Annotated in this window: 10 protein-coding genes; 3 read left to right on the forward strand and 7 right to left on the reverse strand. The window is 47.2% G+C overall.

Annotated elements, in window-relative coordinates:
- Positions 1-43: 43 nt before the first annotated feature.
- A complete protein-coding gene (locus tag D0T92_RS00265; protein ID WP_151049126.1) occupies positions 44-7,444 on the reverse strand; it encodes an Ig-like domain-containing protein in 7,401 nt (2,466 codons plus the stop codon).
- A 370-nt stretch (positions 7,445-7,814) separates the two neighbouring features.
- Between D0T92_RS00265 and hpaR the strand changes: the two genes are divergently transcribed.
- The gene (gene hpaR, locus D0T92_RS00270) at positions 7,815-8,258 is read left to right on the forward strand and encodes a homoprotocatechuate degradation operon regulator HpaR (protein ID WP_151049127.1); all 444 of its coding nucleotides are present in this window, start codon (positions 7,815-7,817) and stop codon (positions 8,256-8,258) included.
- 10 nt (positions 8,259-8,268) lie between these two features.
- On the forward strand, positions 8,269-8,775 hold the full coding sequence (hpaC, locus tag D0T92_RS00275) for a 4-hydroxyphenylacetate 3-monooxygenase, reductase component (protein ID WP_151049129.1): 507 nt from the start codon (positions 8,269-8,271) through the stop codon (positions 8,773-8,775).
- A 122-nt stretch (positions 8,776-8,897) separates the two neighbouring features.
- On the opposite strand, the gene prmC is transcribed toward hpaC, so the two are convergent.
- Together prmC and D0T92_RS00285 are read right to left on the reverse strand one after the other, a co-directional pair.
- Entirely contained in the window at positions 8,898-9,725 is an 828-nt protein-coding gene (prmC, locus tag D0T92_RS00280; RefSeq protein ID WP_151049131.1) for a peptide chain release factor N(5)-glutamine methyltransferase, read from the reverse strand.
- Positions 9,726-9,799: 74 nt separating this feature from the next.
- Positions 9,800-10,453, reverse strand: coding sequence for an HAD-IIIA family hydrolase (locus D0T92_RS00285; protein ID WP_151049133.1), 654 nt, complete (start codon positions 10,451-10,453; stop codon positions 9,800-9,802).
- A 440-nt stretch (positions 10,454-10,893) separates the two neighbouring features.
- Here D0T92_RS00285 and mgtE point away from each other — a divergent pair, with 440 nt between their 5' ends.
- A complete protein-coding gene (gene mgtE, locus D0T92_RS00290) occupies positions 10,894-12,330 on the forward strand; it encodes a magnesium transporter (protein WP_151049135.1) in 1,437 nt (478 codons plus the stop codon).
- A gap of 99 nt (positions 12,331-12,429) precedes the next feature.
- On the opposite strand, the gene D0T92_RS00295 is transcribed toward mgtE, so the two are convergent.
- From D0T92_RS00295 to aroG, 4 genes are all read right to left on the reverse strand, one after another.
- On the reverse strand, positions 12,430-12,753 hold the full coding sequence (locus D0T92_RS00295) for a hypothetical protein (RefSeq protein WP_151049137.1): 324 nt from the start codon (positions 12,751-12,753) through the stop codon (positions 12,430-12,432).
- Positions 12,754-12,791: 38 nt separating this feature from the next.
- Complete coding sequence (gene yccS, locus D0T92_RS00300) at positions 12,792-14,945, reverse strand: YccS family putative transporter (RefSeq protein WP_151049139.1); 2,154 nt, start codon at positions 14,943-14,945, stop codon at positions 12,792-12,794.
- A 189-nt stretch (positions 14,946-15,134) separates the two neighbouring features.
- Complete coding sequence (locus D0T92_RS00305) at positions 15,135-17,303, reverse strand: primosomal protein N' (protein WP_151049141.1); 2,169 nt, start codon at positions 17,301-17,303, stop codon at positions 15,135-15,137.
- 77 nt (positions 17,304-17,380) lie between these two features.
- Entirely contained in the window at positions 17,381-18,424 is a 1,044-nt protein-coding gene (gene aroG, locus D0T92_RS00310; protein WP_151049143.1) for a 3-deoxy-7-phosphoheptulonate synthase AroG, read from the reverse strand.
- Between the last annotated feature and the right edge of the window lie 117 nt (positions 18,425-18,541).

Genomic DNA, 18,541 nt, shown 5'->3' on the forward strand with positions numbered 1-18,541 from the left:
CCGTCTGAAAAGTTTCAGACGGCCTCGTTAGATTGAAAAGACTTTAAACCACAATAAAGCTTTGCTGATCTATCTGCAAATCTTTATCCAGCGTTGCAAATTGAATGGCATCGCCAGAGCCGCGACCGTCACGATCATAAGTCAGATGGCCGGTATCGGCATGGTATTTCACATATTGTTCCCATTCGGCCATCGTATTACTACTCAAAGCATCGAAGATTGAGGATTGCAATTCAATCTTATCCTGCCCTACGGTGAAATCGGTAATGATATCGACACTACCGTCTAAAACACTATCGAATACAAACGTATCGCGTCCTTCACCGCCGGTTAGGGTATCGCTACCCGCACCACCGATAATACGGTCGTCGCCCGCCATACCGTTCAAAATATTATCCAAGCCGTTGCCTGTTATAATATTGTTTTCGGCATTGCCGGTACCATGAATTGCCGTGGTGCCGATAAGGGTCAGATCTTCCACATGGTCGGTTAAGGTGTAGTCGATATTGCTGTATACATGATCATGGCCTTGACCGGCCAATTCAATCACTTTATCGCCAATATTATCGACCATATAAATATCGTTGCCGATACCACCGCTCAAAGTATCCGCACCTTTACCGCCATCGAGATAATCGTCGCCTGCACCGCCGTCAATCACATCATCACCTGCGCCGCCGTCGATATTATTGCCGGCTTTATTTCCGGTCAGATAATCGTTGTGTTCGGAGCCGATCAGGTTTTCAATCTGCGTGCCGTATCCGATAAAGGCTTGCCCTTCTGTATAGGTGTTTAAGGATACTTTATCCCCACGATAACCGCTTAATGAAACAGACTTGTCTAAGCCAAAGTAGTCATGCATATCGTAGGTATCAATATTCTTCACGCTAAACAGTTTTTCACGCGTATCGCCGACATAAATCCATGAGCCGGGTGTCAGGTTTACATGCACGCCTTGCGCTTCATGTGAGGCATCGAAAGTATCGATACCGCCGGCATCCCAAATATAGCGGTCGCTATCCTGACTATACATATTGTAGTTTTTAAACGTATACACATCGTTGCCCAAACGAACATTACGGTTCGGGCCGAAAGCGTATTGCATATAGGCCAAATCATAGGTACGCAGTTGTCCCAAGCTTAAAAACAGGTTGTTGTTGGCATAGGCTTTATACGACATGCTGGAAAACTCAAAGGTTTCTTCTTTGGCATAATCACCGGTAAAGCCTATCGAAGTGTGTTTCATATTAAATGTATGGGTCGCTTCGTGCATTACAGTGTAATTTAGGAAGTCTTTACCCCACCCCATATAATTGTATCGGCTGTTCCAAGCAATCAAGCCGCTGTTATAGGCAATGGCTGAAGCCCCCTCGAACCCATTAAGCAGATTACCCATAAAGTACTTGGTGTTTGCTTCAGCCGCCGTTGCCACTTCAACAAACTCAACGTTGGCAATGGCACTGATTTGTTTATAAGCATTGCGCACAATTTCTTGCAGTTCGGATGGATAAGTAATCATCGAGCTGCGGTCGATATAATGGTTATAGTTTTGCGGCAGTTGGGCGATTTCGTCCAAAGTCATAAAGTGGTATTTAATAATGGCCGGTCCGTCTTGCTTGCCGCCGAACGGAATGCCGTAGCTCCCACCATATAATGAGCCTGTTTTCTCTATAAAATAGGGAAAATTATAGTTATCAGCGCTGTGATCGGTCTGGATGCCGCTGTTAATGCGGGAGTGCGGGTTAACAAACTCACTATCGTTTGTCCGCATCGCCGCATAATTTTCAATATCGCTCACCGCAATCGTTTGGCCTGTTTTATCGGTAGCATTCAATACCGCCCGAACATGATGTTCTTTTGCTGCGGCCATTTCGGCAGCCGAAACGGAAGTGGAAAAACTGAAATCGTCTTTCACTTCGGTGCTATATACTTTGTCGCCGATTTCCAGATTCACGATATCGCCGGCCTTGGCAGATCCGCTCACTACACCGCTGATGCTGACTTGGTTTTCAACCGCACCCGATACGATTTGACGGCCCTCTGCATCCGTCACAATATGCGGACTGTCAAACTTCACTTCTTTTATCTGTACCGGTTCATTACGCTCCATACGGTAGATATAGTAAGCCGGCTGGCCGTTTTGCGATGATATGGCTATTCTTTGATACAGCTGCGGATCGGCATCCACTTTAAACGACAACGGTTTACCCTCTAAAGATGCCCATTCGTCGACAGGAATATCTAAGAAGAAACTACGGTCTGGTTTCACACCGACCTTATAGGTTTTTTCGCCGATATCAACGGTAATTTGGCGTAAGCGCTCGCTATTCATACCATCGGCAAATGCGCCGTCCAATTCAATCACACCATTCAGACGGATATTGGCGGCAGCCTGCCCTGTGCTGACGTTAAAGCCGTCACCAATCGCGGTAATATCAATTTTCGCTGCGCTTGCTTCGGTAACCTCATAGCTGCGGGCGGTTTTGGCTTCAGCCGAATTTGCACCGTGTGCATGGGCGGAAACAGTATAGCCGTCGTTATTTAAGAACTTATCGGCAGCAATATCCGCACTAAAACTTAAATCGTTTTGTACTTGTGCCTGAACGGTTTCACCATGAATGGTTAAATCAACCATTTCCCCCGCTTTGGCCTCTCTACCCGATACACTACCTGAAACCGTTATTGCCTGCTTGGCTTCAATCGGATTAATCATATCGTCGCCGGCAATAGGATTTAAGTGAATAGACATCCCGCCGCGCGTTACACGATAGTCGAGCGAAGTATGTGTCGAGCTACTGTTACCGGCCTCGTCGACAGTACTCATAGCCGCATGAATCACCGGTATGGCTGCTCCGGTCAGCTTTTGGGCAGGTACTGCCATACGGAATACACCCATTCTATCTACTTGGGCTTGATAAGTTTCATTGTTAATACTCAAATTAACCTTATCACCGGCTTTAAATTCGCCGCTTACCTTACCGGATACATTAATATTACCGTTGGCCGCATTCGCAATAACATTATTTGTATTGATATCGTTTAAGGTAATCACCGGCACAGGGGCAAGCGTATCTACCTGATAATCTTGATTAGTAACGGCTTCGACAGTATTGCCATATTGATCGGCCACCATTACCGCAGCTTTTACGTTCAGACGGCCTTCTTGAACAGCCAAGTCGGTAGCCGGAAGCGTCAATACCCATTGATTGCCGGATATGGTTGCCGTATGGTTTTGACCGTTAACGGTAACCACCACATTCGTTGAAGATCCCGCCGTACTTGCCGAAACATTCAACGAGCCTTCTATGGTAATCGTCTTAGATAAATCGGCGGCATTAATCGGCTTACCGCCGTTAATACGGTCGATGGTAATTTGAGCGGTCGGTTCTTCAGTATGCAGCGTATAGGATTGCGTGCCTTCAGTGGCTTCACCATGGCGGTTTGACGAATCTTTAAGTTCGCTGCGTGCCGTGATTTGTGTATTGGCTGTTAAGATTTCAGACGGCACTTGAACATGGAATGTAGAACCGACAACGGAAGCAACATAATCTTTACCGCCGACATTCACGGTTGCCGATGTAACTTCATCACCCTCGCCCAATCGGTTGACTCTTCCGCTAATCAATATAGTGTCTTGCTCAGACTCAGCACGGTTAATCACGTTATCACCGGTGACGGCATCCAAAACCACCTGGCCCTTCGGTGCCACTTTATCCACCAATAAAACACGGGAAACAGATACCCTGCCGTTGCCTTGGTTGCCTGCTTCATCAATACGTTGCACACTGGCGGAAACCGTATATTTGCCTTCATCCACTTTCGGTGAAAAACGTGCCGGTTCAACAGCAATACTATAGCGCCCGTCTGCCTGAACGGTGCCTGAGAAAGTTTTGCCGCCGACAACTACATTCACAATGGCGCCTTCTTTGCCGTCACGCACCATACCGGTGATATTCACAATATTGGATTCCGCCGTTTCCCGCTCGTCCAATACGTTGTCACCGGTTACCGGATCGATACTGATACTCGTCCGGTTCACCAAATCAATATAATAAGATTGCGAAGCACGCAGTGTTTGCGTTTGGCCTTCATAAGTATGCGTTACAGCAGCATTTAAAGTCCCCAGTGCTTCTTCGGTTCGGTCGTTAATACCGAAAAAGGATTTTTCAACGGTAACACTGAAACGGCCGTCTGAAACCGTTGCCTGAGCTTTACTACTGTTGCCAATGCTTAGCTGTACCACCGCACCGTCATCAATATTATTGACACTGCCGGACAAAACAAAGCTATTCGAATCGGCTTCCGCCTTACTGATAATATTGTCGGTAGCCACCGAATCCAAAATAATTTCCGGCTCGGACGAGCTAACCTGATAAACACGACTGCTTGCCGCCTCGGCACTATTGCCCGCAGCATCGCTGACTTTAGCGGTGACGGACACCTGCTCTGCCGCAGCCAATGCTGCAGAAGAAACTTGTGCGGTATAGCTGTTGCCATTAACCGTTGCCGTATGATTTTGGCCGTTAACGCTCACCACCACCTCATCAATACGCTCATCCGCTGCCAAACCCTCTACCGTGCCCGAAACCGATTGCGTAGCTTGTGCCTGTTCGCCTTTTGAGAGCACATCGTCGCCGGCAATCGGATGAATAGATACCGTGGCTTCGGGCGCTTGCAAATCTTTGCTGTATTGTTGGCTGTCGGATACCGTAGCCGTATTACCGGCCTCGTCTTGTGCCGTTACCGTCGCTTTTACTGAGTTATAACCCTCTTTACTCAAGCTGTCGCCCGCCACTTCAACCGAAAACGCACCATTTTGTACTTTTGCCAAAATATCGGTCCACTTCACCGAACGGCAACTCGGACAATTACATGAAATCACCACATCCGTACCGTCTTCTACATCGGTAACGGTGCCGCTAATGGTAACGTTACCTTTAGACTCGTTAATATTGAGTACATTGTCGCCGGCAATTTTATTCAAACTAATGGTCGGGTTATATTCGGTGCGGACACGATAAACACGGTCTGCCGATGCCGAAGCACGATTACCGGCATCGTCTGCGGTGTTCAAGGTCGCCGATACCTGACCGTGATTGACTAACGTTTTGGTATCGACCTGAACGGAAAATTGACCGTCATGCACGGTTCCGCGATAAACCGCTTCGCCCACTGTCAATAATACTTCGGCATTCTCTTGAGCATGTTCGGCCGAACCGGTAATCAGCGTTACTGCCGATTGCGACTCAACCAAGTTAATAATATCGTCTTGTGCCACCGGGTTTAGCGTCACCACCGGCGTTTCAATCTCGGTATCTACCTCATAATGATGCTGTGCAGTAGCCTGAACCTGATTGCCTGCACCATCGGCCGTCTGAACGCTAACGCCGATTTCACTTTGAGCTGCCAATACCGAACCCGGAACACTGGCTGAGAATCCGCCATTTTGGACGGTAGTTTGATAAGTATTTTCACCAACCGTTAAGGTAACCGCATCACCGGTTTTGGCATTAGCAACCTTGCCGGAAACCGTGACCGTTCCTTGTGATTCTTGGGCATTAATGACATTATCGGCAGTAATCGGATGAACGGTAATGCTTGGCGTAGCAATATCGGTATCGACTTGATAAGTATGTTTGACTGTCGCTTGTGTTTGGTTACCCGCACTATCGGCCGTCTGAACGCTGACACCGATTTCACTTTGAGCTGCCAATACCGAACCCGGAACACTGGCTGAGAATCCGCCATTTTGGACGGTAGTTTGATAAGTATTTTCACCAACCGTTAAGGTAACCGCATCACCGGTTTGGGCATTAGCAACCTTGCCGGAAACCGTGACCGCTCCTTGTGATTCTTGTGCATTAATTACATTATCGGCAGTAATCGGATTAACAGTAATGCTTGGCGTAGCAATATCGGTATCGACTTGATAAGTATGTTTGACTGTCGCTTGTGTTTGGTTACCCGCACTATCGGCCGTCTGAACGCTGACACCGATTTCACTTTGAGCTGCCAATACCGAACCCGGAACACTGGCTGAGAATCCGCCATTTTGGACGGTAGTTTGATAAGTGTTTTCACCAACCGTTAAGGTAACCGTATCACCTGTCTGGGCATTGGCAACCTTACCGGAAACGGTAACGCTTCCTTGTGATTCTTGTGCATTAATCACGTTGTCGGCGGTAATTGGATTAACAGCAATGCTTGGTGTAGCTATTTCAGTATCAACCGTATACTGATATACCGTGCTTTCACTATGAATTTTGCCTGAAGCATCAATTACCTCTACCACAACAGTTATATTTTGTTCACATTGAATACCGGCTAATGCACTACCATCAATATTAGCTGACCAGACATTATCTTTAACTTCAGCCGGATAGGTTTTATCACCGATAATCAGGGAAATGTTTTTCTCTGTAATCGCCCCTTCGGTTTTTACCGTACCGGAAAAGGTAACCATACCATTGCTTTCTTGACGGTTAATGACACCGTCTTCCGCTATGGTATTCATCGTTGTACTGATATGAACCGGTTCTACTACCGGTGGCTTGATTTCTTCAGTTTGTTGCGTTTCCTCAACCGATTGTTCTGTTTCGTTTGTTTCTTGTTGTGTTTCCTCGGTCGGTTGTTCCACTTTGGCTGTTTTTTGCTGTGTCTTTTCAGTTACCTGCTCTACTTCGGTCGGTTGTGTCTTTTCTACCGACTGTTCTACTTTATTTGTTTCCTGCTGCGCTTCCTCAGTCGATTGTTCTGCTTTATTTGTTTTCGACTGATTCTCTTCTACCAGCAGTTCTACTTCATTATTTGTTTCTTGCCGCACATCTTCTATCGGCTGCGTTACTTCGTTTGCTTCTTGTTGCGTCTCTTTCGCTGACGATTCTGCTTCGGTTGTTTCTTGTCGAGTCTCTTCAGACGGCTGTTCTACTTCATTCGTTTCCTGTTGCGGCTCTTCAGTTGGTTGTTCTGTTGCACCATTTTGTTGCCCATTCGCAGATGAAGAGCCACCCCCTCCATGTGATGCAGCAGCCACACCGGCAACCGCTGCTGCTGCCGCAGCACCCCACAACGGCGCGGCACTGCTCCAAGTTGTAATACCCACTTCTTCGGCAACCGGCATAGACAATTGTTGTAATGATGCTTCATCGGCTGCAGTAGCCAAGGTTGACTGCATATCATGGAGATAACGGCTATTCTGTATTGGATAATGATGACCGTAATCTTTCAAAATCAAATCAGGCATGCCTTCTTGCACGCCGTCTGAATATATTTGCAAGTCATCACCAACCCATTCCATAGCAGGCTGTTCGATGAGTTGGCCGTTTTCATCCAACAACTGATAAAAAGTACCCGGCTGTGCTTGCAATACGACAGTTTCCCCTTCTTTGAGCAAAATAGTCTCTTGGTGTCTGTTATGCGAAATATTTAAAGTATAGTTTTTCATAATTATCCGTTAAAGAATGTAATGATCAAGGTCTGTATTGGTACTTTTAGGAAACAAAATATTACATTTATTTATTATAACTATATTTATTTACTACAACAAATTTTATGATAAAAAGATAAAGAAATACCGAAAGATATACTATTAAATAATATTATTTCTAATATTCAATATCTTTCAGGTAGTTTTGTCTTACGTTGGAATACATAAAAAAACTGTCTCGAAAAGCATAGAGAAATCATACATTTTTTATGTTTCAATCTGATGTTATTGAGATTTTTCGCGTATTGGAATAATATTAGTTATTCGGTGAAACATGTAAAACCAACAATAACCACACACACAACCAGATGACCGGAGAACCACTATTATGGCTCACCTATCTAAATATGCATCTTTAAATATCAGCCTGATTCAAGCTCGTGAAGCATTGATGACGCAATTCCGCCCTATACTGCATAATTCAGGGCTAACCGACCAACAATGGCGGATTATCCGCCTATTGGCAGAAAACGGCACATTGGATTTCCAAGACTTAGCCAATCAGGCCTGTATCCTGCGTCCCAGTCTTACCGGTATTTTAACCCGTTTGGAAAAATCCGGCATTTTAGTACGCTTAAAACCTTCCAATGACCACAGACGTGTTTATTTGAAATTAACAGAAGAAGGTGAACGGCTTTATCAAAATTTGGGTGAACAGGTAGACCAACGTTACGACCGTATTGAAACCGTATTTTCCCAAGAAAAAATAAAACAGCTGCAAATGCTTCTGGGGGAGCTTTCCCATATCGGTCAAATGCTTGATAAAACATAAAAACAACAATATGACCGAAGCTCACCTAAATTTCTCTGTACAACAATCTTTCCGTGATGCCATGGCCTCATGTGCTGCCGGTGTGCATGTTATTACTACAGATGGCGAGGCCGGCCGTTACGGCATTACCATGACGGCAGTCACACCGGTAACCGACGAGCCGCCAACGGTTATGCTGTGTATTAATCAAAAATCATCTATTATTCCGATACTTTCCGCCAATCAATACCTGTGTATTAATGTATTATCGGCACAACAGCAAGATGTTGCAGAACACTTCGCCGGCATAACCAAACTTTCGCCCGAAGAACGTTTTGAATACCATATCTGGCATCGTGGCGAAACAGGACAATTACAAGTTGAAGGTGCACTTGCGCATCTGCACGGCAAAGTAACTGCCCAACACCAAGTCGGCACACATTATGTGTTTTACGTCGATATAATGGAAATTAAAGCATATCACTCATCCGAACCTGCATTGGTTTATTTCCGCCGTCATTTCGGTAGCTTGGCATAACCGGTTATATCGCCAACAAACATGTTTATCAACCTGCATGCATATCAAATACTAAAGCCGTCTGAAAAATATGAATACACTATTTTTCAGACGGCTTTCTTAATATCTAAAATACTATTATTTCATTTTATTGCCTTCAGACGGCCTATAGTCAACCGATCCAAACCGGCCAAATCAGGCAACGTTTCCACTTCAGAAAATCCATTGTCTTCAAATAAAGTACGCACTGCGCTGCCCTGATTATAACCATGCTCGACCATCAACCACCCTCCGACTTTCAAATAAATACCCGCTTCACAAGCCAATACACGGAAAGCACTTAGGCCGTCTGAAAAATCGGTTAATGCATTTTGCGGCTCGAAACGTAAATCACCCTGCCGCAAATGGCCATCCTCCGCCTCAATATAAGGCGGGTTGGAAACAATCACATCATAGCTATGCTTTTCAGACGGCCTATCCACATCAAACCAAGAACCACAAGTAAACTCAATCTCGGCACCCAGTTTGGCAGCATTCACTTTAGCCGTATCCAACGCGGCAGGGCTGATATCGGACGCACGTACATGCACATCAGGCCGCGCCAATGCAATAGTAACGGCAATAATACCGCTACCCGTACCCACATCCCACACGCTGCCATTTTGCGGTAAATATCGTAGAACGGCCTCGACTAGGTGCTCTGTTTCGGGGCGCGGAATCAAGACATTCGGATTCACCGCAAATATGCGCCCGTAAAATTCCCTTTCACCCAAAAGATAAGCCATCGGCTCGCCTTGAAGCCGACGATCTACCAAATGATTTAATGATACTAAAACACTTTCAGATAAAATATCTTCCGCGCAAGTAATCTGACGGGCACGGGTATAACCGCCCGCATACTGCAACAGCATTCGTGCTTCAGACCTAGACAAAGAGCAGGATCGGAGCCAGTCGGCAAGGGTTTGCGGCATTTCAGACGGCCTTGAAAAAAATTTGGATTATACCGTAAAGTAACCGTATCATTTTGGCATACTGCCAACCTATATTATGCCAAACCGGCAACAAACGATGGCAACTCAGACAAATCATCCAATACCGTCAAACAACTTTCCTGCTGCAATTGCTCCACCGAATGTGCCCCTGTAGACACCGCAATCGCACGAACACCGGCATTGGCCGCCATTTGTAAATCATGTACGGTATCACCGACCACAACCGCTTGCGCCGTATCCACCCCCAATTCATCACACAACTTCCACACCATATCCGGTGCCGGCTTAGAAAGGCTCTCATCGGCACACACTGTAGCCAGCCAAAAATCTGCCGTTTGCGTTTGTTTAATAGCTTTATCCAGCCCGACCCTGCCTTTGCCTGTCGCCACTGCCAACCAATAACCTTGCGCCTGCAGTGTTTGTAAGCATGGAATGGCGCTATCAAACAGCTTCATATTATGGTTGTTGGGATTGAGATAATGGCGGGTATAAGTTTGGGCAATACGTTCTTGCAAGCCCGGCTCGGTTTCCGGCGCAAGACGACGAACCATCACGGCCAGATTAAACCCGATTAATGCACGGATAGTTTCTGCTTTAGGTTCAGGTAGTCCGCATTCAATAAACGTTTGTTGCATCGTGGTAATAATCGGTATCGTGGTGTCGGCTAAAGTACCGTCCCAATCAAAAATAATGAGTCGGGGATGCATAGCGATTCTCTTTTGTGAAACATTAAACAATCTGCCCGGCAACTTAGAAAATTGCCCATATAGCAATAAAAACAAACTATATCAGTATTATATAGTGAAAAAAGCCAACTACCACAATATAAAAAAACCAGATAATGATATTAATTATCCAATCAAAAGAAAACTGTATTAAACCCTACCTATATGATTGCCATCCGGAATAAATAGATAAAAAACGCTTTAAGTATCTACCATCTGTTTTTCAGACGGCCTATTTGCTCCGGCCTCTTGGTCAAGCCGTTTGAAACAGTGTAGAATATGCCGCGTTTCCAACTCAAAGCCTGATTGAAAACAGGCATAGGCTATGGACGATCCCAGTTTATTACCGCCACAGCAAACCTTTACCATTTAATCATCCCGCCTGAATACTGCGTCCCGCAATACAGGTGGGCGGAGTATTTATGAGCATCGAGCAAGAAATCCCAACACAAAGCGACATTGAGCGCCTGCCACTCGATATTGAGCGTATTCACGAACTTTCCGAAGTATTGCTACCCGTTTTCGAACAAATAGAACAAGGGCAGCAGATTGAAGACGAAACGCTTAACGCCAAGCTGGTCGAATTAATCAATATTCTGCAAGAGCTGCACCCTGCCGACGTAGCCGACGTGCTGGAATCATTGCCGCCGAAAGAGCGGGCATTGGTGTGGCATCTGGTTTCACCCGAAGAAGACGGCGAAGTGTTGCTGGAAGTATCCGATGCCGTTCGTGAAACCCTGATCGAATCGATGAACAAGGACGAGCTCCTTGCCGCGGTTGACGATTTGGATGCCGACGAACTGGTCGAGCTGGCCGGTGATCTGCCGCATCAAGTGGTATACGAAGCCCTACAAACCCGTGATCCCGACGAGCGCGCCAAAATTCAGGCGGCTATGTCGTATGAAGATGACCAAGTCGGCGCGATTATGGATTTTGAGTTTATCAGCATCCGTGCCGATGTTGCTTGTGAAGTGGTGCTGCGTTATCTGCGTCGTTTTGACAACCTGCCCGACCATACCGATAAAATCTTCGTGGTTGACCAATATGATGTTTTGCAAGGCGTATTGCCTATCCGCAAACTCTTGGTGGCCGACCCTGAAGAACTGGTGGCCGATGTGATGGCAACCGATGTAGTCCGTTTCCGACCGGAAGAAAACGTTGAAGAGGCGGCTCAAGCATTCGAACGTTACGACTTGATTACCGCCCCTGTGATCAATGCCGATAAAAAGCTGATCGGCCGCATTACCATTGATGAAATGGTAGACGTTATCCGTGAAGAAACCGAAGCCGATATGTTAAATATGGCCGGTTTGCAAGAAGAGGAAGATTTGTTTGCCCCGGTTTGGGACTCGGTAAAAAACCGCTGGATGTGGCTGGCCATTAATCTTTGTACCGCCTTTATCGCCAGCCGTGTTATCGGTGCTTTTGAAGGTAGTATCGAAAAAATCGTCGCTCTGGCCGCTTTAATGCCGATTGTAGCCGGTATCGGCGGCAATTCCGGCAACCAAACCATCACCATGATTGTGCGTGCAATGGCGATGGGACAACTTTCCGGCCTGCAAGCGGGGCGTTTATTGAAAAAAGAAATCGGTGTGGCTTTGGTAAACGGTTTGGTATGGGGCACGGTGATGGGGGTTGTTTCTTGGATGCTGTATGGCAATATCGGTATCGGACTGGTGATGGTTGCCGCGATGACGCTTAACCTTTTATTAGCCGCTACCGTCGGCGTGCTGATTCCTGTGCTGATGGATAAAGCAGGGCGAGACCCCGCATTAGGCAGTTCGGTGTTGATTACCGCAGTAACCGACTCCGGCGGCTTCCTGATTTTCTTGGGACTGGCAACTTTATTCTTAATATAGTTCTATAAACGGAAAGTAATCGTTTAAGCAGAGGCCGTCTGAAAAGTTATCTTTCAGACGGCCTCTGCTTAATATCATTCAAAAAAAGCGGATAATTACTTATCTTCCAGCAGCATGGGCAGCCTGCCATGCGGCATTAAGACGTTGCCCTGCCGCTTGCAAAGCACTGTCGGCCTGTGCTTTTTTGGCCGTTTCTTCCTGCAATTCCTGCTGCATTCTTGCGATGTCGGCCTGAGCCTGCTGAATACGTGCCTGTGCCGCAGCAATATCGGTTTGCAGGGTGGCTACGCGGCCGCTACTGCTGCTCTGTGCTCTTAATGCGGTACGGTAAGCTGCTTGTGCGCTGTATAGTTCATCGTTAACACTGTCTGCTAAAACAAAAGGGCTGGACAATAATAAAGCCAAAGCCATTCTTTTTTTCATGTTTCATCCTTTCGGTTAGGGCCGTTTCAAATAACTTTTTAAGCAGCCTCAGCGGCCAGCGGTTGTATATTGTCTGACTGGGCACTCTGTATGGCCGTGTAACACGGTTCGAGTTGGCCGGCAATCAGGCTGATCTGTTGCCATAATATATTATTTTGGCGGTCATCTTGCACCAATGTCTGTAAGTATGCCAATCGGCTTTTCATTTCATTAAGGGCCGTCTGAAAATCTGCTTCTGAATAAAGTGCGATATTTTCCAGTATATCGGCAACTTGATCGGCTGTGCTGAAAAATTCTTTGGTAAAGCCGGAATCATCGCTGTTGGCCATCCGGTTGCGGTAAGCACCCAGTGCGGAAATATAGCCGATAAGGGCATAACTGATTTTCAGCAGATTAAAGCCGTCTTGCAATTTATTGCCATATATACGCGGTTGACTACTCATATCAGAAACCGAGCTACTCAAAGCGGCGGCGGCTTCATGTGCTTTCCGACGGGCAATGCGGTAGTTCATATCGTCCGAATTGCCGTTTTGAAATTGGCTGATAATATGATGCAGATAATTGCCGTTACTACTGATGGATTTGGCACCGGTTTGCTTGAGGGTCAGATAACGCCAGTCCGGCCACAAGTAAGATACAGCTGCCCAAGCAATCACACTGCCCACAAGCGTATCAAGCAACCGGCTCCAAGTTAGGTCAAACACATCCAATCCGGCCAAAGACATAGAAGTCAGCGCCTGCACAGTAATAAAAAATGTGGAGAAGCTGAATTTATTGGTACGAAAGAAAAAGAATAAGGTTGCAGACGCCAACACAATCCATAATTTCGTTTCGACAGAAGGGGTGAAATACGGCACCAACGAGCCGACACATACCCCTAATACCGTACCGACAATCCGCTGGTTAATCCGGCTTTTGGTGGCTGAATAGTTGGGTTGGCACACCAACAGAATTGTTAGCAACACCCAATAACCTTCTGAATAATTAGAAATTTCCACAAAAGAACAAGTCAAACCGAATACAATAGACAAACGTACGGCATGACGGAATACGGCTGATTCAAAATTCAGTTGGCTACGAATGGTACGCCAGGCATGACGCAGACCACCTGTTTCGGTGGCGGCGATACCGATTTTTTCATTAGCGGCTTCTTCTTCGCTATTTTCAAGATGACTGAGCTGATAGTCCACGCCAAACAGATTTTCCAGCAATCTTTGAATAGCATGCACTTCCCTGCCTTGATATTGTTCGGCATACAGCTTCAACGACTGACGGCAACCTTGGACGGCACGCCCCAACCTTTCGCTGTATTGGTAAGGTTTATCGTTGCGCAAGCATTCGGCAATATCACGACAGGCCTGCCCCTGCAATTCAAGCAGTCGGCCGATACGGAAAATCAAATCGGTATTTTTCAAACGGTCGGACAAATCAAGGTAATCAACATGCACGGAGCTGATTCGTTCATGAATATCCTGTGCGGCAAAATAATAGTGAAGCATACGCAATGTACGCGGATGGCGGTGTTGCCCGCGCATACGGTAAAACAAAGCAGTCCGGCAACGGTTGAAGGTTTCGATAATGGCGGTATTCCGCATCGCCAATTCAATTTGGCGTTTTTCCAGATAATCGGCCTCATCCGGATCAAAAAAAGCCGCTTTGGCATCCAAATAATTAGCCAATGCCGAATAGGCTGCCGCCATACTTTCCTGAACGGGACGGTTGGGGAATATGATATAGAAAATCAGCGTGGTGACGCTATACAACAGCGTACCGAATAAAATAAACATCGGATTCACAAACCACGGGGTTTCCGAATGATAAACCAATGTTGTATAAGTCGCGACTACCAAAGCACCAAACGCGAAAGTGCGATAGCTCAAACCGACAACACCCAATAAGATGGATATAAAAGTCAGCAGAGTCATCACCAAAATAAACGGCAATCCCGTACCGTATGTCATCTGTGCAGCCAATGACGATATCGAAAACAATATTATTGTAATCACGATATTTTTCAGACGGCCTGTAATACGGTTATCCAAATCTACCAATGCACCGGCAATAATCCCTAAAATAAATGGCGTGGTGACCGATGGTTTTTGTAAATACCATACAACCGACACGGCACAGAACAAACTGAAGAAAACCGGTAGTGTGGAAACTATTCTGGAGTTTATGGCAGGTGTACGCATTTGTATCTTATTAAAAATAATTAAGATGCGATTGTATAGTAAAAAAACGCCCTAATTCTAGTTTATAGTGTGTTGCTTAATAGGCAACATTAATATTTCATCACAACAGGCCGTCTGAAATATTTTATCTTCATAAAAATATAAGGGCGGATACTGCTTCCCGCCCTCAAATATTCTGTTTTCAATTTACTACATTTCAGCCGGATCCACATCCACCGACCATCTGATTTTATGGTCGCGGTATTGCTGCAATACCTGCACCCACAAACCGACAGCATGATGCAGGGCTTTGCGCGAAACAGACTCTAAAAAGATTTGCGCCCGTTCGCGCTCGGCAAGCCGCACCATCAACATCGGTGCCGGCCCGAATACGGATACTTCAGACGGCATCAGCGGCGCGACCACTGCCTGAATATCTTGTAAAAACTGCAAGGCATCGCCGATATTTGCGGCATCGGCACGGATGGCCGTCTGAAAACCAAACGGCGGCATGGCAAACAGGCGGCGTTCGGCCAATTCGTTTTCGGCAAAAATGCGGTAATCCTGCGCTTTAACCGCGGCAAACACCGGATGCTCCGGCAATCGGGTTTGGATCAACACCCTGCCCGCCGTTTCCGAACGCCCCGCCCTGCCGGAAACCTGCATCAGTTCGGCAAACAATTTTTCAGGTGCGCGAAAGTCGGCGCTGTATAAACTGCCATCGGCATTCAACACAATCACCAGATTCAAGCGTGCGAAGTCGTGCCCTTTCGACAACATCTGCGTGCCAACCAAAATATCGACTTCATCGGCGGCAATACGGCGGTATAAATCCGCCCAGTCGTTTTGATGGGCGGTGCTGTCGCGGTCGACACGAACCACCGCCGCCTGCGGCAGCCAAGCGCGTAGGGTTTCTTCAATACGCTGCGTGCCCTGCCCGACCGCGGTTAAATCCTGATTGCCGCATTCGGGGCAGGCATAGGGAACGGGCTGCCTGAAATCACAATGATGGCAGCGCAATTGGCGGGCGCGTTGGTGCAATACCATCTTGGCCGAACAACGCGGACAGCCGAAAGTATGCCCGCATTCGCCACAAAATAAAGCGGGCGCAAAACCGCGACGGTTGAGATACACCAACGACATCCCACCTTGTTGATAATTGTTTTGCAGCAGCTTCAATGCCTGTGGCGAAAAGCCGTTATCTAGTTTCAGACGGCCTATCGGCAATATATCGACCTGCGGCAGATGTGCCGCCGTATGTGCGCGCTCAGTAAGCGTTTGCAAACGGTATGCCCCGCTTTGTGCTTTGTGCCAGCTTTCCAAGCTCGGCGTGGCGCTGCCCAACACAATCGGGCAGTTTTCCTGCTTGGCGCGCCAAATCGCCAAATCGCGTGCCTGATAACGCAATTCGTTGTCTTGTTTGAACGAACCGTCGTGTTCCTCATCCACCACCACCAAACCCAAATCAGGCAGCGGCGTAAATACCGCCAAACGCGTACCGATAATCAGCTTGGCCTGCCCCAACATAGCGCGTAAATAATCCTGCGTGCGCCGTCCCGATGCGGTCTGGCTGTGTAAAACCGCGGTCGGCACTCCACCAAACCGCGCTTGCACCCGTTTTAAAAGCTGGGGAGTGAGATTGATTTCGGGCAATAAAAACAACACCTGTTTGCCTGCCGCCAATACTTTGGCCGCAATATCGAAATACACTTCGGTTTTGCCGCTGCCGGTAATGCCGTACAGTAAAAAAGGCATGAAACTGCCAAAGGCCGTCTGAACCGCTTCCGAAGCGGCTTTCTGCTCTGCATTTAAACGGTGTTCAGACGGCTTAATAACAGGCATATCGGCTGCGTTTGCCTGTATCCAACCCTCTGCCGTCCACGTTTCAAGCAGCTTCGGGGCTTGGGTATTGATTTTTTTCAAGGCGGCCAAACTTTGGCCGTCTGAAAGCAAGGCCTGCCAAAGCGCGTATTGCTTATGAAACCGTTGCGGCGGCGGAGTCTGCTCTCTGCCTACCTGACTCAATGAATAAAACAGTGGCGGCTGCGGAATGGCCACCGGTTTCGGCTCTTTCAAACCCAGCGGCAATGCCGCCGACACCGCCTGCCCGAGCGGATAATGATAATAGCGCGCGGTAAAAGCCAACAACGCCATCCAGTTAGCCGGCAACGGCGGTTCGTCGGCAAAGGCCGTCTGAACGGGTAGGATTTTGGCCGTATCGATATCGGGCGTGATATGGCTTGCCCATACGATGCCCACCACTTTTTTATTGCGGAAAGACACAACCACCCGACAGCCTTGCGGTAGTGCTGTCGGGTGTGCATAAGTGAAGAGGCCGTCTGAAATCGGAACATTCAGCGCGATGTGATGGTAAATCATGCCGATATTATAACGCGGTTGCCAATGAAACAGAGGCCGTCTGAAATATTTCAGACGGCCTGTTTATACCAAATTAATTATACACGGCAGCGGTTGGCCTCGGCCAATAACGCCAGCAATGCTTCGGTTTGATCCCAACCGATACAGGCATCGGTGATACTTTGGCCGTAGACTTCGGGTTTATCCTGCCGCCCTTCTACCAAATGGCTTTCCACCATCACGCCCATAATATTGTTTTCACCGTCGCGGATTTGCTGCGCCACATCTTCGGCTACTTCCATTTGGCGTCTGTAATCTTTACGGCTGTTGGCATGGCTGAAATCGACCATCAGCTTGGGCGTTACCCCCGATTTAACCAACTGTTCGGCCGCTTCTTTTACATGCTTACTGCTGTAATTCGGCTCTTTGCCGCCGCGTAAAATCACATGGCAGTCGGGGTTGCCGGCGGTATGCACGATGGCGGAATGGCCGGATTTGGTTACCGATAAAAAGTGGTGCGGATGGCTGGCTGCGCCAATGGCATCAATGGCAATTTTCAAATTACCGTCGGTGCCGTTTTTAAAACCGACCGGGCAAGACAAACCGCTGGCCAGCTCGCGGTGAACCTGACTTTCAGTCGTACGCGCCCCGATAGCACCCCATGAAATCAGGTCGGCATAGTATTGCGGCGTAATCATATCGAGAAACTCGGTAGAAGCCGGCATGCCCATTTCATTGAGTGCCAGCAACAATTTACGCGCCTGCCGCAGGCCGAAATTAATATCGAACGTACCGTCAAGGTGTGGGTCGTTAATCAAACCTTTCCAGCCGACCGTGGTGCGCGGTTTTTCAAAATAAACCCGCATCACAATCAGTAATTCCTTGGCATACTTTTCACGCAAAGACATCATACGTTGCGCGTATTCAAGCGCGGCTTTCGGATCATGAATGGAACAGGGACCGATAATCACCAATAGGCGGTTGTCTTCACCGTGTACCAACTTAGCGATTTCCTGTCGGGTACGGTATACCAAATCCGACACATTTTCAGTAATCGGCAATTCGTATAAATGGGCTATCGGCGGCAGCAGTTCTTTGACTTCTTTGATTTTGACATCGTCAGTTTGGTGGCGTGGTATCATGATTGTTCTTTTCTATCTAAGATTTTATGGCCATAAAGGTTAACGCTTCACGCATGCTATGGCAAGACTGAAAGTTTATTTTTAGCTATTTTATTGTGTAAATCTATTGTTTTTAAT

The organism is Neisseria zalophi (assembly GCF_008807015.1).
Taxonomy (GTDB): Bacteria; Pseudomonadota; Gammaproteobacteria; order Burkholderiales; family Neisseriaceae; genus Neisseria; species Neisseria zalophi.